This is a genomic window from Psychrosphaera sp. B3R10, from assembly GCF_018861025.1.
GTDB lineage: Bacteria > Pseudomonadota > Gammaproteobacteria > Enterobacterales > Alteromonadaceae > Psychrosphaera > Psychrosphaera algicola.
Genome location: NZ_JAHKQH010000040.1, coordinates 165,319 through 189,912, shown reverse-complemented (window position 1 = coordinate 189,912; position 24,594 = coordinate 165,319). Strand labels below are relative to the sequence as shown.

Genomic DNA, 24,594 nt, shown 5'->3' with positions numbered 1-24,594 from the left:
GACAAGTATTTCAAGCACATTCTCATTAGCAGTTTGTTAACGCATTTGAAAAATCAGCAATTAAGTCTTTTTCATCTTCAATGCCAACTGACATTCTAATCATGTTTTCGCTGATCCCTGCTCGTTGTCTATTTTCTATACCCATCTCCCAGAATATCGTCTGAGCGACTGGCAACGCTAATGTTCGGTTATCACCTAAATGGGTGGCTGAAATAACAGTGGTTAACTCGGATAAAAGTTTGACCGGATCAATATCCGCTACTGGGTCGAAGCTCACAATTGCGCCAAAATGTTTAAAATGCTTTTTAGCTAACTCATGTTGAGGATGCCCCGCTAACCCGGGGTAATAAACCTTTGCTATTTTAGGATGTTGTGCCAAATATTCGGCCAAAGCCAACGCATTAGAACACGCTCGGTCCATACGCAATGCCATGGTTTCAGCGCCAACAGCGATCATTTGAGCACTGTCAGATGACAAGCATGCTCCAAAATCCCTTAACCCTTTTTTCTTAATTTGAGTCATCACTTGAGCTTCAGATTTGAGGTGTCGAAAAGAGTCCAATATGTTACTAAAATCCTGCCAATTATATTGCCCGGTTTCAATCACTGCCCCAGCCGTCACGGTACCGTGGCCACTGACATACTTTGTTAGCGAACAAGTGATTAAACTCGCACCGACCTCTTTGGCTTTAAACAAGTAACTTGGTGTCATTGTGTTGTCGACCACAAACGGTATGTTGCGTTTTTTGCAGAGTGCGCCAATCGCAGACAGGTCAGCTATTTGCGTTACAGGATTCGCAATCGTTTCGGTAAAAACAAATTTGGTATTGTCTTTAATTTCGGCTTCTACGAGTGCAACGTCGGTGACATCAACTAGTGTTGCCTCAATCCCAAATCGTTTAAAAGTATTTAATAAACTAGGAGTATTACCAAATAGAAAGCGACTTGCTACCACATGGTCGCCGGCTTTTAGTAACGTAAAAAATAATGTGCTAATTGCCGCCATACCCGACGCAAAAACTAACGATGAAGTGCCACCTTCCATCTGAGTAATTAGGGATTGCAGGGCATCTGTGGTCGGTGTCGACTGTCTAGCGTATGCATGACCTGCTTGTTTCCCCTGGAAAATATCAACTAAATCTTGAGGGTTGTCGTAACCAAACAACACAGAGTTAACAATGGGATAATGCACCGCACCACTATCTGGGTTAAGTAATCTATCGTGATGTACCGTATCCGTTGTAAAACCTTTACTCATAACACCTTCCTTATAAGTGAACGCTTTTAATTAAAGCTTGGCTTGAAATTTTAAGTTAAGTGCTTGAGCAACACTTGGATGAACAAATTTACTGGCATCGCCGCCATGGGCTGCAACATCTCTCACGATCGTAGAAGAGATATGGGCCAATTCACCTCTTGGGGTTAACAAAACACTTTCAAGTCCAACATTAAGCGAGCGATTAATCTCGGCTAATTGCGATTCATATTCAAAGTCAGCGACTGTTCTCACTCCACGAAGTAAAACCGTTGCTTGCTTTTGCACCGCAAACTCAGCCAATAATCCAGAGAAACCTTCCACTGACACTTTATCGATACCAGCTAATGACGCCTGTGCCAACGCAACTCGTTCATCTAATGAAAACAGGGGATTTTTTCTGTCGCTCTTCGCTATGGCAACAACAACATGATCAAAAAGGTCTTTCGCTCGATTTACTAAATCGATGTGGCCGTTTGTTAACGGATCAAATGTGCCCGGGTAAATCGCTATTACGCGTTTTTTCATTTCATTCATAGGAGCAAATCTTCAAAGAGTTAAACGCCACTAACATCCTTGAAACTAACGCAAATTTGCGTTTGTGACAGTGATAACCAGCACGTCTGATTTAATATTTTACGAACTATAGCAGAATTACATTATCGCAACATACTCGAAATCACCGCGAAAACTTTCATCATGACAAACAAATAAAGCAGGTAAGCGTGAAAAATCTATTACAAATATGATATAAAGAAATGTTAATAGAGCTATTGATCTAAACTTGCGTAAGATAGAGAATGGCTCGATTAGGCTCATTTTATAATCGCTTTTTAAGCGTGACTAAAAATAGCATCGGAATTAAACATTGATACGGAGTGGTATTTGGTCAATTTTTTGGCTGATAACAGAGATTGGATATGAAGACAAAAGATCGCATTATAGAAGCGAGTATTGAGTTATTTAATGCTCAAGGTGAACGCAACGTTACAACAAACCATATAGCTTCACATCTGAACATCAGTCCTGGTAATTTGTACTATCACTTCCGTAACAAAGAAGAAATTATCCGACATATATTCACTAAATACGCAGACCACATGCAGACGTCTTTTGAGCCGGTAAAGCCTAGCCAAGACGCAATGAAGATATTAACCAATTATCTCGACGCTGTATTTAGCGCACTTTATCACTTCAATTTTTTGTACGATAACCTCCCTGTCATCATGGCAAGAGATCCAGAATTAAGAACCCAATACCTGAAAATCCATAATAAAATGATGGAAAAAATTCATCACCTTATCGTGAGTTTGCAAGTTGCCGGCTTAATAAATATCGACAATAACGATATTGATGACTTCGCTAATATCATCAAGCAGCAAGTTACGTTTTGGATCAGTTACATTAAAACGAGTGAAGAAGCGGCAGAGGTTAACAATCCAATTTTGTATCAGGGCCTAACTAAAGTATTATTGTTGTTTAAACCTTATGTCACACCAGATTACCAAGTGGCCGTAGCTGAACTTACAGGTCGCTACAAAGCTTTGGCGACGGGTGAAATCAGCGAGACAGAATAATTATGTTTGACTTAAAACAGTGTTACCGAGACAACTTACAACAACACCTATCGCTTTTTCAAACGATGGAATCTTATTTACCTGAAGTTGAACAACTCGCAATTGAGTGTTTTGACGCACTAGGTAAAGGTGGAAAAATTGTATTTTTTGGCAACGGTGGTAGTGCTGCGGATAGTCAACATTTAGCCGCTGAATTTGTTGTGCGCTTTAAAAAAGAGCGCCGCGCTTTGGCTTCTATTGCACTAACAACAGATACATCAATTCTTACCGCGCATACAAACGACTATGAATTTGATACCGTGTTTGCCCGTCAGGTTCAAGCGTTGATCAAACCAGAAGACGTCGTGATTGGTTTAACCACATCAGGTACTAGCGCCAATATTAACTTAGGCTTAGAAGCAGCAAACGAAATAGGTGCCTATACAGTGGCATTTACTGGTCGTGACGGCGGACAAGTTAAAGACATCGCTAACTTACCTATCATTATTAAAAACGACATAACCGCGCGCATTCAAGAAGCACATATGTTCATTGGTCACTGGTTGTGCGAAGTCATTGACGAATTAGTCACCCAAGACGACTAACATTACGAATCAAATCGCTGGTTGGCATGACGATTCAATTGCGAATTAATGCCAACAAGCTGCAGTACACATTCAACTAATCTTTTACCAAATCCGGCTCTCCCCCATTGATATCAGACGGTTTTACGTTATGCTATCCACACTTTTACAGCCAAACCGCAGCTATTATGTTCGACTTATCCGTATTTAAAACCTTATCTCATGTAAAAATCTTAGTGGTTGGCGACGTTATGCTCGACCGATATTGGACCGGCGACTCGTCACGAATTTCTCCTGAGGCCCCTGTTCCAGTTGTCAAAATTGACAATCTAGACGACAAAGTTGGCGGAGCAGCCAACGTCGCCCGCAATATTGGCCACCTTGACGGGCAAGTGACTTTACTTGGCATTATCGGTGACGATGAAAACGGTGAGCGATTAGAGTCACTGTTAGCTGGTGAACAAATCAAGTCTGCATTGGTTACGCAAACGACCCAACCAACAATTACCAAATTGCGGGTTATCAGCCGTCAGCAACAAGTCGTAAGACTGGATTTTGAAGAAGCATTTGATCAAGCTCATGCTGACGCACTGGAAGTTGCCTTTGAAACCGTATTGCCCGACTTCGATTTTATTGTGTTCTCAGACTACAACAAAGGCACGTTAGCAAATATTAAATCCATGATTGAAAAAGCGCGAACGTCTGGGAAAATGGTCTTTGTTGATCCAAAATCAAAAGACTTAAGTGATTACTCAGGTGCAAACGTAATTACCCCCAATAAAACCGAATTTGTCGCCGCTGGCGGTAAAGTTGCCAACGAACAAGAAATTTGGCAATCGGCACAGGACGTTATTGCGACGCACAATATCGAATCTATATTACTTACGCGCAGCGAACAAGGTATGTCCGCTATATCGGTAACTGAAAAAGTCGATATGCCAGCGCAGGTATTAGAAGTTTCTGACGTAACCGGCGCAGGCGATACCGTTATAGCAACGCTCGCCATGATGATGGCTGCCGGTTTACCGTTAGCAGATGCTGCAAAAGTGGCTAATTTAGCTGCTGGTATTGTTGTGTCTAAACTCGGTGCAGCAACGGTTTCACCTGAAGAATTATACCAAGCCGTAAACAAAAATATGTTTGCGTCAAAACAAGCACATTACCAAACACCGTTTGAAGAAGTGCTCCAGCATATTCAGTTTGCTCGCCAAAGTGGTGAAAAAATTGTATTCACTAATGGCTGTTTCGACATTCTACATGCGGGACATGTCCACTATTTAGAACAGGCAAAAGCCCTCGGTGATCGCCTAGTGGTCGGTTTAAATAATGACGACTCAATTCGCCGTCTCAAAGGTGAAAATCGTCCAATAAATCCATTAAATGAACGTGCTACTGTTGTCTCAGGTCTTGCTAGTGTTGACTGGGTTATCCCATTTGGCGAACAGTTAGGCGATGGATTTGACGATACGCCTTTTCATCTAATTGATTCAATAAAACCTGATGTTTTAGTAAAAGGTGGCGACTATACAATAGACAATATTGTCGGAGCAGATATTGTTCAAAAAAATGGTGGTTTAGTGGCAACTATTGATTTTGTTGATGGTTGTTCAACGACTAAAGTTATCGAAAAAATTAAAGCTTAGTCAGATTGCGGGACTTAAATGGTCAAATCAAAACGTGTTTTTGCGAATATTTGGCCATTAATTTGCACCGCGACCTGATGCTCGCCCTTATAATATTTTCGGGTATTAATGGGTTTGATGTGATGCGCCTTATTTAATTTAACGGATTCCCCTGCACGCAATTCCAACGCTCTCCATTTAAATACTTTAGGGGTGAGTTTACCGTTGGCTTTTTGATGATCGATAATAAAATCTAATAATACGCTCAATGCCTTGTCACTTTTATTCGTTAATTGCAGGTGCATTTCAAGCCTCTCGTTTAACTGAACGACATTGTTGGCAATCGAAAGCTCAACGACCAAATCATCTGGAACACGGTAACCAAATGTCTCTAGCGTTTTTATGTGACCTTGCTTAATCAAGGTGCGACTTGCATGTTTAATTAACCGTTGACGATTTTTAGAGGCCTTTTGGGACCATTGACGCACTACATCTGCAACTAAATCTGGATGATGTTTAGCGATATCGTTTAGATTATTAGCGACACTTCGACGGACATATTCCGACTCATCATCTTTTAATTCTTCAAGTACAAACATGATTAACGTTGGATTAGCTTTAAATTGAGGAATTTGTTGTGCCCAAGGTAACAAAGGCCGACACCCTTCTGTCGCTAATCGACGCACATGGTGGCAAGGATCAACAAGCCAAGAGCGAACAACATCGAGCGTTTTTTCTGGCTGAGCAATAAATAGAGCACGAATACCAAACTCACTGGTGAATCGCTTTGTCATTTGTTTAAGCGCATCTAACGCCATTGGTAAATTCGCCTGCCCTAACTCACCCGCATATTCGCTGTAAGGCAGTATCATCCAACCTGCGACGCCGTGTTCGTCGGTTGTTAAGTCGGTTAGGTCTTGGTTGTCAGAAACCGGTTGCAGTGTCGCCAATAGAACCGCAATCGCCTGTTCAAAATTTTCGGGTAGATACTGCTGCAGTGCGATAAAAACCTGATGACCACGCTCTTTTAACTCATGCTGATCAATATTATGGCTGGCAAGTTGATAAAAACCGTCAGTATCAAAACCTTCGATTTGCAGTGCCAACAAATTTGCACAGTGGCGGATTTTATCTCGGCAAAATACGTTCTTCACTTTTTGTTGTCCCAATTTTCAAGACGTTGATAGAGCGTATTCAAAGTCGTTTTAATTAGCCCAGAGTGGCTTTCCAGCGCTTTCCGGCCAAGTAAACCATCGCTTATTCTTACTGATGTCTCGTTCAACCAATATGACAACTGATGATAAAAATCTTGTTCTTTTTGACACACTAGCAAACCACCGGCTTTTGAAAGCACCTCACAAATTTCGGGGTTGTTATGAATATGTGGCCCCATCAAAACTGGTTTAGCAAATGCCGCTGGCTCGATAGGGTTATGCCCCCCTCGATTAGCAAATGAGCCGCCGACAAATGCCACATCACAGACCGCGTACAATTGACTCAACATCCCCATTTTATCGACAACTAAAACATCATTATCATCGTTCATCCAACTATGTTGGCTATATTTAATAACATTTAGGCCGTCATTTTTAATAGACTCAAAAACGTCTTCGAAACGCTGAGGGTGGCGTGGGGCAATAACTAAGGCCAAAGTTGGATACGATTTTTTAAGCTTTTTGTAAGCCTCAACTAATAACGACTCTTCTCCTAAATGGGTACTCCCCCCCAACAAGACGAGGCGCTTGGACAATCCCATGGTCGTACGTAGAGTAGCGTATTGTTGGTTGCTCTTCTCATCGATATTATTTTCAGGATCGTTTTCTATATCGAGTACGGGTAAAGTGACATCCAACTTTATGTTGCCAATTAGAAATAAGTTTTCGGGCTTAATGCCCAATAAAAGATAATTGGCTTGGTCGAGTTTGTTTCGAACAAAAACCAAACTCAACTGGCGTATCATGGGTAACCCTAGCCATTTTAATTTTAGATAACCGCGCCTTGTTTTGTCCGTCATGCGACCATTTACAACAATGGTTGGGATAGTTCGGTGATGACACAATCTGATTAAATTTGGCCACAATTCCACTTCCATAATGATCACAAACTGAGGGTTTATTTTATTTAAAAAACCCGCCATCAACGACATTAAATCAAGAGGTAAATAACAATGTTGAATGCGTTCTGCCAAAGGCGAGTCATGCCACGACCGCTTTAAACGTTGAACTTGTTGTTTGCCGGTTTGAGTATTGGAGGTAATAACGAGATGCAACTCTGGCTTATCGATGAGAAGTTGTTTGATAAGCGGGGTCGCAGCGACTACCTCTCCCATTGATGCACAGTGGATGATCGCCTGTTCACCACTATTAAGTTTTAGCCCAAAGGGTAATAAACCAAGTTTACTGCCCCATTGCCAATCTCGTTTTAAGTGATGCGACTTTTTAAAGGGAACAAAGTAACACTTGATTAGAAAGGTTTCTTTTAACCAAATAAACAATTCGATTACGTAAAACAACATGAGTACGAGAGCATACAACCACCTCGCTAACATGGTTTTCATGAGTTGTAACCTGCCAACAAAGTTTGCCAATCACTTTGCTCAAAATGAAAACACTCATGTAACCTTTTCTCTTTCATTAACGAGCGATACAAGCGCGCCAAATTTTGAGTAGGCCATTTGTCGTCTTTCTCACGGAACTTACAGTTATCGAAATCAATGAGGTATACGTTCTGATTGTTATCAATCAGAATATTATGAATATTTAAATCACTATGGAAGACGTTCTCATCATGAAATCGCTTAATGGTTTTCCCCATCGCAAACCAAGTTTTATCCGCCAAAGCCCCTTCAATCAAATGATGAAAGCCGTCCTTCGTTCCTGCGATGGTCTCTATTAAGATAGCATTGCTACATAAACTAAACCCATGACGCTGAACACGAGCGGCCACTGGTACAGGCACGGGTAAACCTAAAGCCGACATTTTTGCCAACATTTCTAACTCTAGATAACAGCGAGTTTTCTCAATGCCGGTATAAATGAACTTATCTTTACTCAAATACCTAACCATGCCGCCGCGATAATAATGGCGTAACACCATATTTTTAGTGACGCCCGCATCATCGGTATAATCGATAAAATACGTGGTGAACCGACCTTGGCTACTGCCGGTGATTTTTTTCTGGGAACCCCAAAAATGCGGTTCAAACCAATCAGCTGAGATCAATTGTTTCAGATCAGCTCGCACGTATATGTAATTTGTTGAGTCATTGGATTGTATCCAATCCAATGGAAGGCTCGATTTAGTCAAAAAAGTATCTTTATCATGATTTAATTTGGAATAGAGAGAATCATACATTAGCATTGCGGTTTGACGCCAATTTGATTTAACCAACCGAGAGAAACTATGTCTTTGAAGTCTATTTGCATATTACGCCTTTCCGCCATCGGTGACGTTTGCCATGCGGTAGCCGCTGTGCAAGCCATACAACGACAACATCCAAAAGCAAAAATTGTCTGGGTAATAGGTAAAATAGAACTCATGTTATTAGACGGGTTACCTGGGGTCGAGTTTGTCGTATTTGATAAATCAACGGGAAAACAAGCATTTACCAAGTTGAAACACGATCTTAAACCCTACCACTTTGATGTTTTACTGCATATGCAAGTGGCACTAAGAGCAAATTGGGCAGCAAGATTTATTAAGGCCAAACGAAAAATTGGGTTTGATTGGCAACGAGCAAAAGAATTACACGCCTTATTCACCCGCGAACGAATCAAGCCACAAACTGAACCCCATGTACTGGAAGGTTTTTTTGCTTTTGCAGAAAAAGTCGATGTGCCAGCGTCAGAACTTGAAAATTTGACTTGGAATATTCCCACCAGCGACGACGACAAAGCGTTTGCCGAACAACATATTCCAAAAGATTCAAACACCTTTGTTATAGCGCCTGCGGCCAGTAAAAAAGAGCGAAACTGGTTACCAGATCGATATGCAGCACTTGCCAATTATGCGGCTAGTAAAGGCTTCAAAGTCGCCATTTGCGGCGGTCCAGGTAACGTTGATAGAGAATTGACCGACCAGATTAAGCAGCATATCAAAACAGACGTTGTCGACCTAGTTGGGAAAACGACGTTAAAGCAAATGTTAATGCTGTTAAAAAATGCCAAGCTTGTGCTTGCCCCTGACACTGGGCCTGCTCACATGGCAGTAACACAACATACGCCCGTGATTGGGCTTTATGGCCATTCAAACCCTAAACGAACGGGCCCTTATTTATATCAAGGGTACGTCGCTGAAGTTTATCAACAAACGTTGCTAAACAAACATGGCAAAACCCCAAGACATGTAAAATGGGGCACGCGAGTAAAAGGTGACAACATCATGAGCGAAATTAGTATTGAGATGGTGAAAACGCAGTTCGACCGTATCGTTCAAGACTTTAAAATTGAAGTCAAAAAAATATGACCAATAAAATACTCTTTTTAGACCGAGATGGTGTGGTAAATGTCGATCATGGCTATTTGTATGAGCCTGAAAAGTTTGAATTTATTGACGGCGTTTTTGCGGGATGTAAAAAGTTTCAACAGGCTGGTTTTCAAATCATAGTCGTCACCAATCAATCAGGGATTGGTCGGGGTTATTACACCGAACAGGATTTTGCTAATTTAAGCTCCTGGATGATTGAGCAATTTGCAAAAAATGGCATCAAAATCTTAGATGTATTTTATTGCCCTCACCACCCTGAAAAAGCGAACCCGCCCTATTTACAGCATTGTGACTGTCGTAAGCCCGCCCCGGGCATGTTGCTGAACGCACAGCAACAACATCAAGTAAATATGGCCAAAAGTATAATGGTGGGAGATAAAGGCTCCGACATGAAAGCTGCGGTTAACGCTGGTGTTGGAAGGAAATTCCTCGTAACGTCGGGACAAGATTTAGCAGAAAGCGATCGCGCTTTAGCAGACAAAGTTTTTTCTAATTTAGAACAACTTGCAGACTTTGTTTGTTAGAGATTTATACACTTATTTGCCATGGTTAAACATTTATCGATTATTATCTTTAACCATAAATCGATGAAAGGCTCTGCGCAGTCAGTACATTTATGGCAACAACTCGTTTGCTAACGCCCAATTAACTGCAGCTTCTGCATGAATTTGTGTCGTATCAAACACTTCAATATTGCAATCCTGCTGTGAAACCAACAAACCAATTTCTGTACAGCCAAGTATCACCCCCTGAGCACCTTGTTGTTCTAAGTCTGCTATTACATCAAGATAATACAAACGTGACGTTTCATTAATTTCACCACGACATAACTCCTTGTATATAATGTCATGAATTTTTTTACGTTGGTCCGACGGTGGAATATCAACCTGCAACCCAAACTGATCGGTAAGTTTGGCCTTATAAAATGGCTTTTCCATTGTGAACGCGGTGCCTAATAAAGCAACTCTGTCTAGTTTTTTGGCTACAATGGCATCACCCGTTGCATCGGCTATGTGAAGCAGAGGGATTTGAAGCTGACTTTGTATTTGCTCAGCAACTAAATGCATTGTATTGGTCGCGATTAGGATCATATCCGCACCCGCTCGCTCCAACTGTTGCGCAGCGGTTGTTAATAACCGGGCGATTTCAGCCCAATCACCATGATGTTGTAACGTTTCATATTCCGCAAAATCGACACTATTAATTAGTACCTTGGCCGAATGTAAACCGCCTAACTTCGCCTGAATGCCTCGGTTAATACGTTGATAGTAACCAACGGTCGATTCCCAACTCATGCCACCTAAAATACCAATTGTTTTCATAGTTATTCTACCTGTCTCAAACGTCATTAATTAAGTTCGATTTCAAATTTTGCGCTTCCCGCTTCGCCGGCACCAAATGACCCCTGGCCCGTTGCATTTGCAAACGCGCCCGTACCAGTGTTTTCTACCACAATGAATGTACTAGAGGCGACACCTGCGGAGAATTCACCGGTATGGCTAATGGTAAGAGTCGACTCGACATTGTCTACTATGGTGGTAATTACCTCGAATCCCGTGAACAGAGCATGCGTAGCTGAGGTGTAACACAACAGATATTGCACAACCGATGATCCTTCAATGTCACCTGTGTAGGTTTGTTTTATATCGGCATAACTTACTTTGTGCCCTGCGTCATTCTGAAATTTTGGTTCTTCCTGCCAACCCGCAATTGTAAACTGACCTGTTAAATTCGCTGTCATCCTATTTCCTTTCTCTTCATTTTGATTTTCATTTAGTATTTTTCAATGTTAGTAGTTTCTAACATGGACAACTCCATCTATAAGTTTGATACTCTATATTTAAAAACAAGGAATATCTAGTACGTTAGTACTCACTTACAACCAATTAATTTAGCGTATTCCATAATTTAATAACCAGTAAATAACAGCTATTACAAGTGCCAAAATCTCGATTAAAACCTACAGTAGCAGACTGTCAAAGCTGGGTAACTAATCCATTACTAATATTACTGAGTTCGTTTGCATGCAATTACTAATGAGACACCTCCGGCGTTATCGATATCAGCATAGCTTTAGAAAACAACACGTCCACTTTTGTGAACAATTTTAATATTATTCATTAGAATTATTAGGTCAAAATACAATCTATTTGGCTGACCAAAACAATTAAAGCCGCTACAATTCTTTATATTCAACGATCTTTTACTATTCTATTGAATAAGTAGGATTAATGTCGCTATTACAGTGGAGTAAACACGATGCGCGCAGAAGGCTTTTTTAAACAACTTCAACAAAATATTGATCAGACAAAACAAGAAGGTTTGTATAAATCTGAACGTGTCATTACGTCACAGCAGCAGGCACAAATCGATGTTAATGGCGAACAAGTCATTAATTTCTGTGCGAACAACTATTTAGGTTTAGCTAACAGCCCAGAGCTCATCGACGCGGCAAAACAAGGCTTAACAGACCATGGGTTTGGTGTTGCTTCTGTTCGTTTTATTTGTGGTACACAGGACATCCATAAAGAGTTAGAGCAAAAAATATCAGGGTTTCTTAAAACAGAAGACACCATTTTGTATTCGTCTTGCTTTGACGCTAATGGCGGCTTGTTTGAAACCATTCTAACGGCCGACGACGCTATTATTTCAGATTCTTTAAACCACGCCTCAATTATCGATGGCGTTCGCTTATCTAAATGCAAACGCTACCGTTATGCCAACAACGATATGGTTGATTTAGAAGAGAAATTAAAGCAAGCCGATGCTGACGGTGCCCGCGTTAAACTTATCGCTACCGACGGTGTATTTTCAATGGATGGCGTTATCTGCGACTTAAAAAGCGTGTGCGATTTAGCCGACAAATACGATGCCTTAGTTATGGTCGATGACTCTCATGCTGTGGGATTTGTTGGTGAAAATGGCCGTGGTACCCATGAGTACTGCAATGTATTAGACCGTGTAGATATCATTACCGGAACCCTTGGCAAAGCACTCGGTGGCGCATCTGGTGGTTATACGTCGGGTAAAAAAGAAATCGTAGAATGGTTACGTCAACGCTCTCGTCCTTATTTGTTTTCAAACTCACTTGCGCCTTCAATTGTCACCGCATCCATTAAAGTCTTATCTATGTTAGAGCAAGGTTCACAGCTGCGTGACACTCTATGGGCTAACGTAAATTACTTTAGACAAAACATGCTAAAGGCCGGCTTTACCTTAGCTGGTAAAGACCACGCTATTATTCCAGTTATGTTAGGCGACGCTAAACTTGCTTCAGAGTTTGCTGAGAAAATGCTAGCTGAAGGTATTTATGTTGTTGGATTTAGCTTCCCTGTTGTACCAAAAGGTCAAGCCCGTATTCGAACTCAAATTTCAGCAGCCCATACGCCTGCGCAACTCGACAAAGCCATAGCTGCATTTATAAAAGTGGGCAGAGAATTGAAGGTGATCAACTAATGAAGTCACTTGCTAAATTAAAATCCGAAGTCGGCATTTGGATGACCGATAGCCCAAAACCAACAATGGGCCACAATGACTTATTAATTAAAATTCGTAAAACCGCGATTTGTGGCACGGATATGCACATCTACAACTGGGATGAATGGGCTCAAAAAACCATTCCTGTTCCTATGGTTGTAGGCCACGAGTATGTAGGTGAAGTAGTCGATATGGGCCAGGAAGTTCGTGGTTTCTCTGTCGGTGATCGCGTATCCGGTGAAGGTCATATTACCTGTGGTCATTGCCGTAACTGTCGCGCTGGACGTGTACATTTGTGTCGCAATACAACGGGTGTTGGCGTAAATCGTGAAGGTTCATTTGCCGAATACTTAGTCATCCCTGCGTTTAATGCATTTAAAATTCCAGACAATATTTCTGATGAATTGGCGTCTATCTTTGACCCGTTTGGAAATGCCGTCCATACCGCGTTATCGTTTGATCTCGTTGGCGAAGACGTATTAATCACGGGTGCAGGTCCAATAGGCATTATGGCGGCAGCCGTTGCCAAACATGTTGGCGCACGTCATGTTGTAATTACAGATGTAAATCCATATCGTTTAGAGCTTGCGAAAAAAATGGGCGCTACACGAGCCGTAAACGTCGCTGAGCAAAAGCTAAAAGACGTTATGAACGAATTAGGAATGACTGAAGGATTTGATATCGGACTTGAAATGTCGGGGGTTCCAGTGGCATTTAACGACATGTTAAATAACATGAATCACGGCGGTAAAATTGCGATGTTAGGCATACCTCCGTCAAACATGGGTGTTGACTGGAATCAGGTTATCTTTAAGGGATTAGTCATCAAAGGAATTTATGGTCGAGAAATGTTTGAAACTTGGTACAAGATGGCAAGTTTGATCCAGTCAGGCTTAGATATCTCGCCTATTATTACACACCGTTTCCCAGTTGAAGAATTTCAAGCTGGCTTTGAAACTATGGGCAGTGGCCTCTCAGGTAAGGTTATCTTGAACTGGGATTAGATGCTTTTCAACATAAGGTTTCAGCTATCAAAAGTAGTTGAAACCTTTGTTGTATCAAGTTCTTCATAGCATGCCGCCTGCTGGTTTTACCGCGGACATAGAGTTCAACAAACTTCGCAATTTAACTGCGCCAAAATGCCGGAGTGAATAGCACTAATAAGGTAAAGACCTCAAGTCGGCCGAATACCATCGCAATCATTAAAATCCATTTAGCTCCGTCACCAACACTTGCGTAGTTTGCCGACACCTCACCCAACCCAGGACCAAGATTATTTAAACATGCCGCTGTCGCTGTAAATGCAGTAACGTTATCTAAACCACACCCCACTAACGCCAACATAATAATAATAAACACTAACGTATAAGCTGAGAAAAATCCCCAAACAGCTTCTACCACTCGATCAGGTAACGCTTTTTGTCCCAACTTAATCGAAAATATGGCTTTTGGGTGCACCAATCGATTGAGTTCTCTGAGCCCTTGTTTAAAGAGCAACAACACTCTGACCACTTTTAATCCGCCACCCGTTGAACTTGCGCAGCCGCCGATAAACGAACTAAAGATAAGTAATATAGGCAAAAATAGTGGCCAAACGGCAAAGTTTGACGTAGTAAATCCAGCGGTTGTCGACATTGAAACAGATTGAAATAATGCCTGATCCAATGATGTTAAATTAGACTCATACGTTGACTCACCTACCAGTGTCCACCAGCACAACAAAACAAGGAACGCTTGAATATATAAAAAGGTTTTGAACTCAGGATCACGAATGTATTGCTTAATCGAACGGTTAGTCACCGCAGCGTAATGCAATGAAAAATTTGCGGCGGAGATAAGTAAAAAAACCACACAAACCAGATTTACTGCTGAGCTGTCGAAGTATCCCATACTTGCGTCATGCGTCGAAAAACCGCCAATAGCTATTGTTGAAAATGAATGAGTAATTGCATCGAATACATTCATACCTGCCAGCCAATAACTGACTGCACACAAGGTCGTCAATACCACGTAGATGTACCACAAGTGTTTCGCTGTATCGGCTATTCTCGGGGTCATTTTACTGTCTTTCATCGGACCGGGAATTTCAGCTCGATACAACTGCATGCCACCAACACCTAGGATAGGCAAGATTGCGACCGCCAAAACAATGATCCCCATACCACCAAGCCATTGTAATTGTTGACGATAAAATTGCAGCGCTTTAGGAAGGAAATCTAGCCCTGTTAGAACGGTTGCTCCGGTTGTTGTCAATCCCGAAAAGGATTCAAAAAAAGCGTCGGCAACACCGATTTGCGGTGTTGTCGAGAATAGAAAGGGTAAAGCACCAAACGACCCTAGAACGAGCCAAAAGAATACAACAATTAGAAAGCCCTCTCTGGCTCTCAAATCGGCTTTATGAAAGCGATTTGGATACCAGATAAGAAGGCCCGCTATTAAGTTGAACACAAATGCGATGATAAACGGCAAACCGCCACCGTCTCGGTAGATTAACGACACTAAAGCCGGTGGCAACATAGTCACACTAAAAAGCGCAACGAGCAGGCCTAAGATCCGTATAATCGTCCGATACTGCATGTATTTTATTCTTTTCTGTAGTTATTAGTTACTAATTAAGATTTAGATCTCGAGTCATATTTTCATTACGCTCGCGATGCACAATAATATTATCTTCGATCCGTATTCCACCAAACGGTTTAAACGATTCGACCTTGTCCCAATTCACCATTTTTTCTTTATCTGTGCCTTTTAAGTCACTTAATAGACTGTCGATAAAATAGAGACCCGGTTCAATGGTGAACACCATATCAGATTCAATACCTCGGGTCGTCCTTAAAAATGGATGTGATTTAGGTGACGCAATTGTTGTTCCACGACTATCGGCCATAAACCCGCCTACGTCATGAACTTGTAAGCCTAGATTGTGCCCTAACCCATGTGGGAAAAAGGTGCGCGTTAATTCCGACTCTACAGCCTGCTCCGGGGTCACTTTAATAATATTAAACTGCGATAAGGTTTCGGCAATCATCGCATGCGACTGAATATGCAAGTCGACATAAGAAGCACCAGGCTTTAAGCCATCGACCATGGTCGTTGCGATGTTATCAACAGAACCAATTAACTCGGCAAATTCATTTTGCTTAAACGCATAAGTACGTGTGATGTCGGCAGCGTAACCATGGAATGAAGCACCAGCGTCAATTAAGAAGCTGCGAGGGTCAACAGGTTTTTCACGAAGGAAATGAGTGTAATGTAATATCGCTGCGTTTTCATTTAACGCGACAATGTTGCCGTAAGGCGTTTCGTTTTCTGTATGTTGGCAGGCGTTTAAATACGCTAACTGAATTCCATATTCAGATTCACCCGCATAAAACGCATCTTTAGCCGCAACGTGTGCAGTAACTGCGCGTCTATTGGCTTCTCTTAAACATAGTTTTTCATAATCTGATTTATACGCGCGGTGATAATGTAAAAAGTTGGTGACCGGTACTGGATTAAAATGACCAAAACTTAACGCTTGCGCAACATCAACATGTTCACCCATATAGGCAATATTACTGCGGTCATATGGTAAAAATTGCCCTACTTCTGCAGGACTTGTTAATAATTGAATATCAAAATGTTCGGCCCAAAAGTCAGTTGGTTCGTCAGGCACTTTATGCCAAAAATCAACAGGGCGATAAAAAATGAGTTTCGGTTTGCTTTCGCCGTCAACCAACAACCAACAATTTGGATTATCGACAACAGGCAGCCAGGCTTTAAATTGTGGATTAGGTTTAAACGGATAATCCATGTCGTCTAAAAACTGACGCATAGGTTTACCACTATGAAAAACCAAAGCGTCTAAACGCTCCGCTTTTAACACTTGAGCGGTGAGTTTTTGCAATCGTTCGATATGTTGAGGATACGATTGTGCTAGTTGATTCGATAAAGACATAGAGGACTCCGTTTTTTTCCCGCAAGTTTAGCCTGAAATTCAGTTATACGAAACAACCATAGCGTTAATAGGCGTTGAATTACAGGGCCGGCAAGATACGAATATCGGTAATTTCACCAAATGTACTGTTATCTTGACTCAACAGCTTCTCATAGACCTTGCTATAGGCAACAACCGCTTTGACATAATTACGAGTTTCTTTATATGGGATAGTTTCAATCCACGCATCAGCCGGCATTTCCTTCTCTGGTAACCAGCTCGATACCTTACGTAAACCGGCATTGTAAGCCGCTGCAGTTAGTATCGGATTCTGATTGGTACGCTCCATCAAATAGGACCAATAATGACTTCCTAGCTGTACGTTTTTATCAGGGTCAAACAATTGGCTACGATTGATCTTTGTTTTAGCTACATAGCTTGCGGTACTAGGCTTGAGTTGCATTAGACCAGCTGCCCCAGCTGAGGAATACGCATCTGCCATAAAAGAACTTTCCCGGCGTGCTATGGCAAATAATAAGGCCGGTTCCACATTATTCTGCTTAGCCATATCAAAAACGAGTGATTTATAAGGAAGCGGAAATCTCAATTCGACATCGTTCAAATGCCCAACCTCTGCCAAGGTAAATATTGGTCGTGAATACCACCCCCAATCATGGGCCATTTTGGCTACGACAAGCTTGTCTTTATCAGATAATCCCCGAGACAAGACATTCCATTCTTTACGTGCCTCATTGCCACGACCTAATTTAAATAGTTCAAACGCACGCCGTAAATTGGGTTGTTGCTGAAAACGAATAACATCCTGTTGGTCAACGACCAAAGGTTCGTGTCGCAATCGAGTGGGTTCACCAAGTCGATTAGCGGCCAAAAAACCGTAGTAATTTCGACTTTGGGCCAATTCATGATAAGTGACCAAAGCATGCTCAATGTCACCAATCCCCTCTAAAGCACGGGCTTTCCAGTAAACTACGGCTAAATCTTTCTGCATTTTTTCAGGCAAACTTGTGATGGTATTTAACGTGCCTTGCCAGTCCAAGTTGCCGATGGTTGACGCTAAACGCCATTGCTTGACGGACTCATCCACCGATTCGTCAGGCAATCTATTAAGAAACTCAAGTCCGTCTTTATGCTGCGATATAGCATACGATATGGCAAGTCGTCGAATATGTTGCTGCTGTAGTTTCGGAGATATATTAAATTTGGCGGCTTTTTCTAACCACACTTCAGAGATTTTTTCAGGTTGCGAAAACACTAATCGACGGACCCCGTATAGAAACACATCTCGTTCAGCGCTGTTATACAAAAAGAAAAAATTGTCATCAAATATTGAAGAAGGCTGCTTAACAACGTCAACCCATAATGAAGCAAGATGGATATCACCTTTATTAAGTTGTTTTTTCAAATAAGGTACCAGGCCCCAATTTTTAGCCTTAACGGCTAGAATGAGTCGCTCCAATGCCACTTCAGATGTTAAATAACCGGCGGTTTTCCAGCTTTCGAACAAAGGATCACATACTTTGGGTTGAGACGTAGCAGACAACCAATATGGGGTTACTTTTGAAAATATTGATTTTTCAGATTCGCCATTCTCTAACAACCAACTTAGATTTAGACATGCTAGTTTTGTATCACCGACATCCTGATAGTTTTCTATAAACATTGTTTTGTATTTGTTTTTAGCTAAATATGACAGCCACTTTTGTTTTAATACTTTTGTAAATGGCGCGTCATTATTAACTTTTAAAAAACGGTTTATTCGGTGTCTTAGTTGAAAAGATAAATGACGCTCAAGAAAAAGGGCCTCGGCATAAGGGGCAAGTGGGTAGTTTTTTATTTTTTTTGCGTGTTGTCGATAAACGCTCGGGTTTTCATATTGGGCTGCATGTTCCGCCTCCAAATATGCTTCACGCATTTTTTCTACATCTGTTATGGGCTGGGCGCATAAAGCGCTGCTTAGTATAAAGGTACAAAGCGAAATACAATTTTTCATCGGAACTTCCAAAAATTAAGCGATAAATAAAGAAAAAATGAATGCATCGCCTATCCTTAGTTTAATTTAAAAAAAACGAATGGCTAGATTGATTATCACTTGTTTAGCAAGTAGTTAGGTTTTTATCGCCTAAGCACTGAGTCAACGTCCATTAAAACACTAATCTAATTAAAAATACGCAATGGGTAAACCACGTTAGCCATTATTTGTAACTAGAATAACCCAATGCATTTAAACGATCGTTTTAAAATAGTTGCTTTTTTTGCCGACAAAGGCCAAACTCGGACTACACCAACTGGTCGTACCTTTACTCGCTGAGGAGATTAATAATGCTATTTAAAGGCCAAACTTTATCCGTAACATTAGATGACAATGGCATAGGCCACTTTGTATTTGATGCTGCAGGATCGGTTAATAAATTTGATCAACAAACCATTCAAGAATGTCGTGACGCAGCTAAGGCTATCAACGCGGACGACACTATTAAAGGTGTTGTATTTAAAACAGCAAAAAACGCATTTATTGTAGGTGCCGACATTACTGAGTTTTTAGAAACATTTAAGAATGATGAAGCAACTCTCGTTACTTGGGTAAAAGCAAGCTCAGACATGTTTGATGCCATTGAAGACATTAAGGTCCCAACCGTTACAGCAATACGAGGCTTTGCATTAGGTGGTGGATTTGAATTGTGCCTTGCAACTGACATGAGAATTGCAGATGCCACAGCACAAGTTGGCTTACCTGAAAATAATTTGGGTTTAATTCCAGGCTTTGGCGGTACCGTACGACTTCCTCGAATTATTGGCCCTGACAATGCACTTGAGTGGATCACCTCAGCTCGCCCGAAATCGCCAAAAGATGCGCTTAAAATGGGCGCCATTGACGCCGTGACTAGCAGTGAGAATCTCGATGCTGCAGCATTGTCTATGCTAAATTCTGCAATTGCCGGAAAGTTAGATTGGCAAGCTAAACGTCAGCAAAAACTCGACCCAATTAAATTTAATGCAACTGAGCTCGAAAATGCCGTATTAGTTGCAAAAACAATGGTAATGGCGAAAGCCGGTAAACACTACCCTGCGCCAGTTGCAGCTGTAGATTCGGTATATGAATCTGCCGGTATGCATCGTGACGATGCGATGCGTGTTGAAAACAAATATTTTGCAAAACTCGCAAAAACAAACGCCGCAACCGCAATGATTGGCAATTTTTTGAATGACCAATACGTTAAAGGTCTCGCTAAAAAAGCAGCCAAAGGTGTAACAAAACCATTAAATAAAGCTGCAGTGTTAGGCGCTGGAATAATGGGCGGCGGTATTGCTTATCAGTCAGCTTCTAAAGGTACGCCAATTGTCATGAAAGACATTAATCAAGGCGCATTGGATCAAGGACTTGCTGAAGCGACAAAAATACTAGATAAAAAATTATCACGGGGACATACAACGGGTGCCAAAATGGCAAACGTGTTAAATAACATTATTCCAACCCTAAATAACGAATCGTTAGCAGATGTCGACTTTGTAATAGAAGCTGTTGTTGAAAACCCAAAAGTTAAAGGCGCTGTTTTAGCGGAAACCGAAACTCATGTTGGTAGCGATACCATTTTAACATCTAACACATCGACAATTTCGATTAACTTATTGGCAAAAAGCTTAGCTCGCCCTGAAAATTTCTGTGGTATGCACTTCTTCAACCCTGTGCCTAGAATGCCATTGGTAGAGATTATTCGCGGTGAAAAAACCTCTGACGAAACTATTGCATCGACAGTGGCGTATGCAGCTAAAATGGGTAAAACCCCAATTGTTGTAAACGATTGCCCAGGCTTTTTTGTCAACCGAGTATTATTCCCTTATTTCGCTGGCTTTAGTTTATTGCTAAACGACGGCGCCAATTTTGTTGATGTTGATAAGGTAATGGAGCGTGAATTTGGTTGGCCAATGGGTCCGGCAATGTTGTTAGATGTTGTTGGCATTGATACCGCTGACCACTGCACAGACGTTATGTCTGACGGTTTCCCAACCCGTATGCCTAAGTTAAACAATGACCCTGTTACGGCTTTATATAAAGAAAACCGTTATGGTCAGAAAAATGGTAAGGGTTTTTACGATCATACATTAGATAAACGCGGCAAACCGAAAAAAGACGTTAATCCTGAAACATTGGAATTACTAAAAGCGGCAGCTCCTAGCAATCAAAAGTTTGATAAGTTAGAAGTCATTAACCGGTTAATGATACCTATGGTTAACGAAACAATTCGTTGTTTAGAAGAAGGTATTATTGCTTCTCCTGCTGAAGCAGATTTAGCATTACTTTACGGCGTTGGTTTCCCTCCATTCAGAGGTGGTATTTTCCGCTTTGTTGATACAATGGGGTTAGCTGAATTTGTCGCGGAAGCGGACAAATACGCGGCACTAGGTGAAATCTATCAAGTAACGGACAAGACTCGCGAAATGGCAAAGTCTAACCAAACATTTTACTCAACTTACGGCGCAAAATAGGAGCGATTGATATGAATAATGTAGTAATTGTAGATTGCGTACGTACACCGATGGCAAAAGCACGTAACGGTATGTTCGACAACGTTCGAGCGGAAGATTTATCAGCTGCGGTAATGACAGCGTTGTTAAAACGTAACCCGTCAGTAAACGCAGAAGAGCTTGATGACGTAATTTGGGGTTGCGTAATGCAAACCCTAGAGCAAGGTTTTAACATCGCACGACAAGCTGCTCTATTGGCAGGAATACCGACTTCAGTCCCTGCTGTAACGGTTAACCGTTTATGTGGTTCGTCAATGCAAGCATTACACGATGCCGCTTGTAAAATAATGGCGGGCCAAGGTGATATGTTTATCATCGGGGGAGTCGAACATATGACGCACGTACCGATGACACACGGCCTAGATTTTCACCCAGGACTAAATCTAACAACAGCGCAAGCTGCGGGTTCAATGGGTTTAACTGCCGAAGCACTGGCTCGTAAACACGACATTTCAAGACAGCTGCAAGATGAGTTTGGTGTTCGTTCTCATCAACTAGCACATCAAGCTTCTTTAAACGGCCATTTTGATAATGAGATCATTCCTGTCGAAGGTCATGATGCGTTAGGTGCGCTAACATTATGTGACTATGACGAAGTTATTAGACCGGAAACAAACATAGAATCAGTGTCAGGCCTACGCCCTGTATTTAATCCTGTAAACGGAACAGTAACAGCAGCAACTTCTTCAGCTTTATCAAATGGCGCATCTGGGATGTTAGTCATGAGTGAAGAGAAAGCCAATGAACTGGGACTTAAGATCAGAGCAAAAGTGATAGGTATGGGTGTTTCTGGTTGCGAACCTTCAACTATGGGATGGGGTCCGGTTCCTGCGACTAAAATAGCACTAAAACACGCCGGTTTGTCTATTGAAGATGTCGATGTTTTTGAACTTAACGAGGCATTTGCTGCACAAGCACTGTCCGTAATGAAGGGTTTAGGCATTGAAAATAAAATGGAACAAGTTAACCTAAACGGTGGCGCCATAGCGTTGGGGCATCCACTAGGTTGTTCAGGCTCTAGAATTTCAACAACACTAATCAACAATTTAGAACGCACTAAAGGTAAAGTTGGTTTAGCGACAATGTGTATTGGATTTGGTCAGGGAATCGCGACCTTATTTGAAACGGTTTAGCATTAACCGCACTTTAAAAAACCTATAGATAACAGAAACTAAAGGTGCAATGATATTATTTATTGCACTTTTTTTTTCGCCATCTAGAATTGATCTCATAATGTACTATGGAATCACAATGAATAATAAAGCAGAACACAGCACAGATAATGTTTTAGATGCAGTAAGTTTGCGGTGCCCTGAACCTGTAATGCTAATTAGAAAGAATATTAGAAATATGACACCCGGTGAAACGCTTTTAGTATTAGCAGATGACCCCGCCACTGTAAGGGATATACCATCATTTTGTCGGTTTATGGGCCATGAGTTAGTAAGTCAAAATACGGATCTTGACCCATTTGAATTCGTGATAAAAAAATTAGGCTAAAAGATGGATAGCAAAAGTTCGATGTCCCACATCAAAAATGAGTGGTTTGAACTAATTGATAATAGAAATTCAAAGAGTATTGAATTTCGCAGAAGGGAAGCATCTCTAATCGCCATGGCGTTTTTGGGGATTTCTGCTTTGTCTGTTTTGATCGCGACAAACTGGTCGACCTACCCCGATTTACTATTAAACATTCTAATTATTAACAACATTGGATTAATATCTTCTATTGCTTTTTATGCCAAAACTAAAAATCTAATAGTTTCCGGCCTCATCTGTATTACATTCGCCTGCATACTAGACTTAATGCTCATATATAGTGGTGGAAAAGAGAATACCGCCCTATATTGGACAATGTTTTTCCCACTCGCCGCTTATTCCGTTTTAGGCTTAACGTTAGGTACAATTTTTACCGGCGTAATGTTTTTGTTTGCCATCTTATTGCTCTATAGTTTCGACATTGTTGCGATTTATTCGGCAATAGAAAAAAGTCGTTACCTAATGGCTTTATTGTGTATAAGCATACTTTGTTTTATCAATGAATATTTCAGAACTCGTGAATATTACGAAACCAGTAATATGACACTAAATTATAAAAAAGACGCAAACACAGACCCACTAACTCGTTTGCCAAATAGACGTTTCCTTGAATCTAACTATGTTAAAAAAGTCGTAGAATGCAACGAAACATTTATCGTTATTATGGCGGATATCGACAACTTTAAAATGGTCAATGATACATATGGCCACGAGGTAGGTGATCTCGCGCTAAAGCACTGCGCTAATATCTTTGGCCAAAAAATACGTAAATCTGATTTGCTATGCCGCTATGGTGGCGAAGAGTTTTTGATCTGCCTTCCCAATACAAATAAAGAACAGGCGATTGTCATCGCAGAAAAATTGAGAACCAGCCTAAAAGAAGCGAGTTTAACGGTAAGTGACAAACAAACCATAAACTTTACCTGCAGTTTTGGAATTGCTACTTTATCTAATAGAACATTTGAAGATGGGCTTAAAATAGCTGACAACAGGCTGTATAAGGCAAAGGAAAATGGTCGTGATCAGGTTGTATATTGCTAACCTTTTTGACTTTCTAACAGTTTAATTGACAGATACTTTGGTCAAAGCAGACGATACCAAAATCTTTAGCTTATTGTTTGGAAACCAACATTTCGGACGGTAAGCCTTTGTAAAATCTAACTTTTAATTTATAAACGGCATTGTCTTTAGGATGGAATCGATAGCTGCCATTTAACGGTGTTATCGGATCACTTTGCGGATCGCAGTAGACTGGATACCAAGTATCTATTTCAATTGCACTGGTATTATTTTGTGGTGAGCCACAATTTTTACCAACCGACCAGGATTTGTCAGCAAGCTTTAGGTGGTAGGCCTGCCCGTCTGGCCTTAATGTAAATTGAACTTCTAGCACCCCGGCTTCTTCATTTAAATGCAACATATATTCCGGACGCGCTTCCCACCAGGTAAATTCCGATTTCAAATACCAATTGGTTGCCGTTAATTTTGGTTTTGAAGTACAAGAAATGAGCATCGAAGAACTTAATAGTAAAATCGAAACTAAAATAGCTAGTTTATTCAAAATAATAACTCCTAAATTAAGGCAATGACTTTTTATTAATGTCAGTACTACAAT

22 protein-coding genes are annotated in these 24,594 nt (G+C 41.1%); 11 read left to right on the top strand and 11 right to left on the bottom strand.

The window, feature by feature from the left end; all coding sequences use genetic code 11:
- Positions 1-25: 25 nt before the first annotated feature.
- Entirely contained in the window at positions 26-1,258 is a 1,233-nt protein-coding gene (locus KO525_RS14690) for a cystathionine gamma-synthase family protein (protein ID WP_215964578.1), read from the bottom strand.
- A 30-nt stretch (positions 1,259-1,288) separates the two neighbouring features.
- Entirely contained in the window at positions 1,289-1,783 is a 495-nt protein-coding gene (coaD, locus tag KO525_RS14685) for a pantetheine-phosphate adenylyltransferase (protein WP_215964626.1), read from the bottom strand.
- A 392-nt stretch (positions 1,784-2,175) separates the two neighbouring features.
- On the opposite strand from coaD, the gene KO525_RS14680 reads away from it, so the two are divergent.
- The 3 genes from KO525_RS14680 (at position 2,176) to hldE (ending at position 5,038) form a co-directional block, all read left to right on the top strand.
- Positions 2,176-2,832 carry a TetR/AcrR family transcriptional regulator gene (locus KO525_RS14680; RefSeq protein WP_215964577.1) on the top strand — a complete coding sequence of 219 codons (657 nt, stop codon included), beginning with the start codon at positions 2,176-2,178 and terminating at the stop codon, positions 2,830-2,832.
- Between the two features lie 2 nt (positions 2,833-2,834).
- The gene (locus KO525_RS14675; protein WP_215964576.1) at positions 2,835-3,416 is read left to right on the top strand and encodes an SIS domain-containing protein; all 582 of its coding nucleotides are present in this window, start codon (positions 2,835-2,837) and stop codon (positions 3,414-3,416) included.
- Between the two features lie 167 nt (positions 3,417-3,583).
- Positions 3,584-5,038 carry a bifunctional D-glycero-beta-D-manno-heptose-7-phosphate kinase/D-glycero-beta-D-manno-heptose 1-phosphate adenylyltransferase HldE gene (gene hldE / locus KO525_RS14670; protein WP_215964575.1) on the top strand — a complete coding sequence of 485 codons (1,455 nt, stop codon included), beginning with the start codon at positions 3,584-3,586 and terminating at the stop codon, positions 5,036-5,038.
- Between the two features lie 14 nt (positions 5,039-5,052).
- Here hldE and KO525_RS14665 read toward each other — a convergent pair whose 3' ends face one another.
- From KO525_RS14665 to KO525_RS14655, 3 genes are read right to left on the bottom strand one after another with little or no spacing between them, the layout of a single operon-like run.
- A complete protein-coding gene (locus KO525_RS14665) occupies positions 5,053-6,171 on the bottom strand; it encodes a DNA alkylation repair protein (RefSeq protein WP_215964574.1) in 1,119 nt (372 codons plus the stop codon).
- A complete protein-coding gene (locus tag KO525_RS14660; protein WP_215964573.1) occupies positions 6,168-7,574 on the bottom strand; it encodes a 3-deoxy-D-manno-octulosonic acid transferase in 1,407 nt (468 codons plus the stop codon). Before KO525_RS14660 ends, KO525_RS14665 begins: the two co-directional genes overlap by 4 nt.
- Complete coding sequence (locus KO525_RS14655; protein ID WP_215964572.1) at positions 7,571-8,371, bottom strand: 3-deoxy-D-manno-octulosonic acid kinase; 801 nt, start codon at positions 8,369-8,371, stop codon at positions 7,571-7,573. Before KO525_RS14655 ends, KO525_RS14660 begins: the two co-directional genes overlap by 4 nt.
- Positions 8,372-8,419: 48 nt before the next feature.
- Here KO525_RS14655 and KO525_RS14650 point away from each other — a divergent pair, with 48 nt between their 5' ends.
- Both KO525_RS14650 and gmhB read left to right on the top strand, forming a co-directional pair.
- Positions 8,420-9,481, top strand: coding sequence for a glycosyltransferase family 9 protein (locus tag KO525_RS14650; RefSeq protein WP_215964571.1), 1,062 nt, complete (start codon positions 8,420-8,422; stop codon positions 9,479-9,481).
- Complete coding sequence (gene gmhB, locus KO525_RS14645) at positions 9,478-10,026, top strand: D-glycero-beta-D-manno-heptose 1,7-bisphosphate 7-phosphatase (RefSeq protein WP_215964570.1); 549 nt, start codon at positions 9,478-9,480, stop codon at positions 10,024-10,026. The genes KO525_RS14650 and gmhB overlap by 4 nt, the downstream gene beginning before the upstream one ends.
- A 90-nt stretch (positions 10,027-10,116) precedes the next feature.
- On the opposite strand, the gene KO525_RS14640 is transcribed toward gmhB, so the two are convergent.
- Positions 10,117-10,824 (bottom strand): aspartate/glutamate racemase family protein, encoded by a 708-nt coding sequence (locus tag KO525_RS14640; RefSeq protein WP_215964569.1) that lies wholly within the window; start codon positions 10,822-10,824, stop codon positions 10,117-10,119.
- Between the two features lie 26 nt (positions 10,825-10,850).
- Positions 10,851-11,243: a DUF3224 domain-containing protein gene (locus KO525_RS14635; protein WP_215964568.1), complete on the bottom strand. Its 393-nt coding sequence runs from the start codon at positions 11,241-11,243 to the stop codon at positions 10,851-10,853.
- Between the two features lie 518 nt (positions 11,244-11,761).
- Here KO525_RS14635 and KO525_RS14630 point away from each other — a divergent pair.
- Together KO525_RS14630 and tdh are read left to right on the top strand one after the other, a co-directional pair.
- Positions 11,762-12,958, top strand: a complete 1,197-nt coding sequence (locus tag KO525_RS14630) for a glycine C-acetyltransferase (RefSeq protein WP_215964567.1) — start codon at positions 11,762-11,764, stop codon at positions 12,956-12,958.
- The gene (tdh, locus tag KO525_RS14625) at positions 12,958-13,983 is read left to right on the top strand and encodes an L-threonine 3-dehydrogenase (RefSeq protein WP_215964566.1); all 1,026 of its coding nucleotides are present in this window, start codon (positions 12,958-12,960) and stop codon (positions 13,981-13,983) included. The genes KO525_RS14630 and tdh overlap by 1 nt, the downstream gene beginning before the upstream one ends.
- A gap of 121 nt (positions 13,984-14,104) precedes the next feature.
- Here tdh and KO525_RS14620 read toward each other — a convergent pair whose 3' ends face one another.
- From KO525_RS14620 to KO525_RS14610, 3 genes are all read right to left on the bottom strand, one after another.
- Positions 14,105-15,556, bottom strand: coding sequence for a TrkH family potassium uptake protein (locus KO525_RS14620; protein WP_215964565.1), 1,452 nt, complete (start codon positions 15,554-15,556; stop codon positions 14,105-14,107).
- A gap of 31 nt (positions 15,557-15,587) precedes the next feature.
- Positions 15,588-16,916, bottom strand: coding sequence for a Xaa-Pro dipeptidase (pepQ, locus tag KO525_RS14615; RefSeq protein WP_215964564.1), 1,329 nt, complete (start codon positions 16,914-16,916; stop codon positions 15,588-15,590).
- Between the two features lie 79 nt (positions 16,917-16,995).
- Positions 16,996-18,906 carry a lytic transglycosylase domain-containing protein gene (locus KO525_RS14610; RefSeq protein WP_215964563.1) on the bottom strand — a complete coding sequence of 637 codons (1,911 nt, stop codon included), beginning with the start codon at positions 18,904-18,906 and terminating at the stop codon, positions 16,996-16,998.
- Between the two features lie 329 nt (positions 18,907-19,235).
- Here KO525_RS14610 and fadB point away from each other — a divergent pair, with 329 nt between their 5' ends.
- From fadB to KO525_RS14590, 4 genes are all read left to right on the top strand, one after another.
- The gene (gene fadB, locus KO525_RS14605; protein WP_215964562.1) at positions 19,236-21,401 is read left to right on the top strand and encodes a fatty acid oxidation complex subunit alpha FadB; all 2,166 of its coding nucleotides are present in this window, start codon (positions 19,236-19,238) and stop codon (positions 21,399-21,401) included.
- Positions 21,402-21,412: 11 nt separating this feature from the next.
- Positions 21,413-22,573, top strand: a complete 1,161-nt coding sequence (gene fadA, locus KO525_RS14600) for an acetyl-CoA C-acyltransferase FadA (protein ID WP_215964561.1) — start codon at positions 21,413-21,415, stop codon at positions 22,571-22,573.
- Between the two features lie 118 nt (positions 22,574-22,691).
- Positions 22,692-22,940: a sulfurtransferase TusA gene (gene tusA / locus KO525_RS14595; RefSeq protein ID WP_215964560.1), complete on the top strand. Its 249-nt coding sequence runs from the start codon at positions 22,692-22,694 to the stop codon at positions 22,938-22,940.
- A 3-nt stretch (positions 22,941-22,943) separates the two neighbouring features.
- Entirely contained in the window at positions 22,944-24,020 is a 1,077-nt protein-coding gene (locus tag KO525_RS14590; protein WP_215964559.1) for a GGDEF domain-containing protein, read from the top strand.
- Positions 24,021-24,090: 70 nt separating this feature from the next.
- On the opposite strand, the gene KO525_RS14585 is transcribed toward KO525_RS14590, so the two are convergent.
- Positions 24,091-24,540, bottom strand: coding sequence for a hypothetical protein (locus KO525_RS14585; protein WP_215964558.1), 450 nt, complete (start codon positions 24,538-24,540; stop codon positions 24,091-24,093).
- Positions 24,541-24,594 lie beyond the last annotated feature (54 nt).

Bases quoted from the DNA above. Each gene is read 5' to 3' on its own strand.
- KO525_RS14690 (WP_215964578.1), bottom strand. From the start codon at position 1,258: ATGAGTAAAGGTTTTACAACGGATACGGTACATCACGATAGATTACTT.
- coaD (WP_215964626.1), bottom strand. From the start codon at position 1,783: ATGAAAAAACGCGTAATAGCGATTTACCCGGGCACATTTGATCCGTTA.
- KO525_RS14680 (WP_215964577.1), top strand. From the start codon at position 2,176: ATGAAGACAAAAGATCGCATTATAGAAGCGAGTATTGAGTTATTTAAT.
- KO525_RS14675 (WP_215964576.1), top strand. From the start codon at position 2,835: ATGTTTGACTTAAAACAGTGTTACCGAGACAACTTACAACAACACCTA.
- hldE (WP_215964575.1), top strand. From the start codon at position 3,584: ATGTTCGACTTATCCGTATTTAAAACCTTATCTCATGTAAAAATCTTA.
- KO525_RS14660 (WP_215964573.1), bottom strand. From the start codon at position 7,574: ATGAAAACCATGTTAGCGAGGTGGTTGTATGCTCTCGTACTCATGTTG.
- KO525_RS14655 (WP_215964572.1), bottom strand. From the start codon at position 8,371: ATGTATGATTCTCTCTATTCCAAATTAAATCATGATAAAGATACTTTT.
- KO525_RS14650 (WP_215964571.1), top strand. From the start codon at position 8,420: ATGTCTTTGAAGTCTATTTGCATATTACGCCTTTCCGCCATCGGTGAC.
- gmhB (WP_215964570.1), top strand. From the start codon at position 9,478: ATGACCAATAAAATACTCTTTTTAGACCGAGATGGTGTGGTAAATGTC.
- KO525_RS14640 (WP_215964569.1), bottom strand. From the start codon at position 10,824: ATGAAAACAATTGGTATTTTAGGTGGCATGAGTTGGGAATCGACCGTT.
- KO525_RS14635 (WP_215964568.1), bottom strand. From the start codon at position 11,243: ATGACAGCGAATTTAACAGGTCAGTTTACAATTGCGGGTTGGCAGGAA.
- KO525_RS14630 (WP_215964567.1), top strand. From the start codon at position 11,762: ATGCGCGCAGAAGGCTTTTTTAAACAACTTCAACAAAATATTGATCAG.
- tdh (WP_215964566.1), top strand. From the start codon at position 12,958: ATGAAGTCACTTGCTAAATTAAAATCCGAAGTCGGCATTTGGATGACC.
- KO525_RS14620 (WP_215964565.1), bottom strand. From the start codon at position 15,556: ATGCAGTATCGGACGATTATACGGATCTTAGGCCTGCTCGTTGCGCTT.
- pepQ (WP_215964564.1), bottom strand. From the start codon at position 16,916: ATGTCTTTATCGAATCAACTAGCACAATCGTATCCTCAACATATCGAA.
- KO525_RS14610 (WP_215964563.1), bottom strand. From the start codon at position 18,906: ATGAAAAATTGTATTTCGCTTTGTACCTTTATACTAAGCAGCGCTTTA.
- fadB (WP_215964562.1), top strand. From the start codon at position 19,236: ATGCTATTTAAAGGCCAAACTTTATCCGTAACATTAGATGACAATGGC.
- fadA (WP_215964561.1), top strand. From the start codon at position 21,413: ATGAATAATGTAGTAATTGTAGATTGCGTACGTACACCGATGGCAAAA.
- tusA (WP_215964560.1), top strand. From the start codon at position 22,692: ATGAATAATAAAGCAGAACACAGCACAGATAATGTTTTAGATGCAGTA.
- KO525_RS14590 (WP_215964559.1), top strand. From the start codon at position 22,944: ATGGATAGCAAAAGTTCGATGTCCCACATCAAAAATGAGTGGTTTGAA.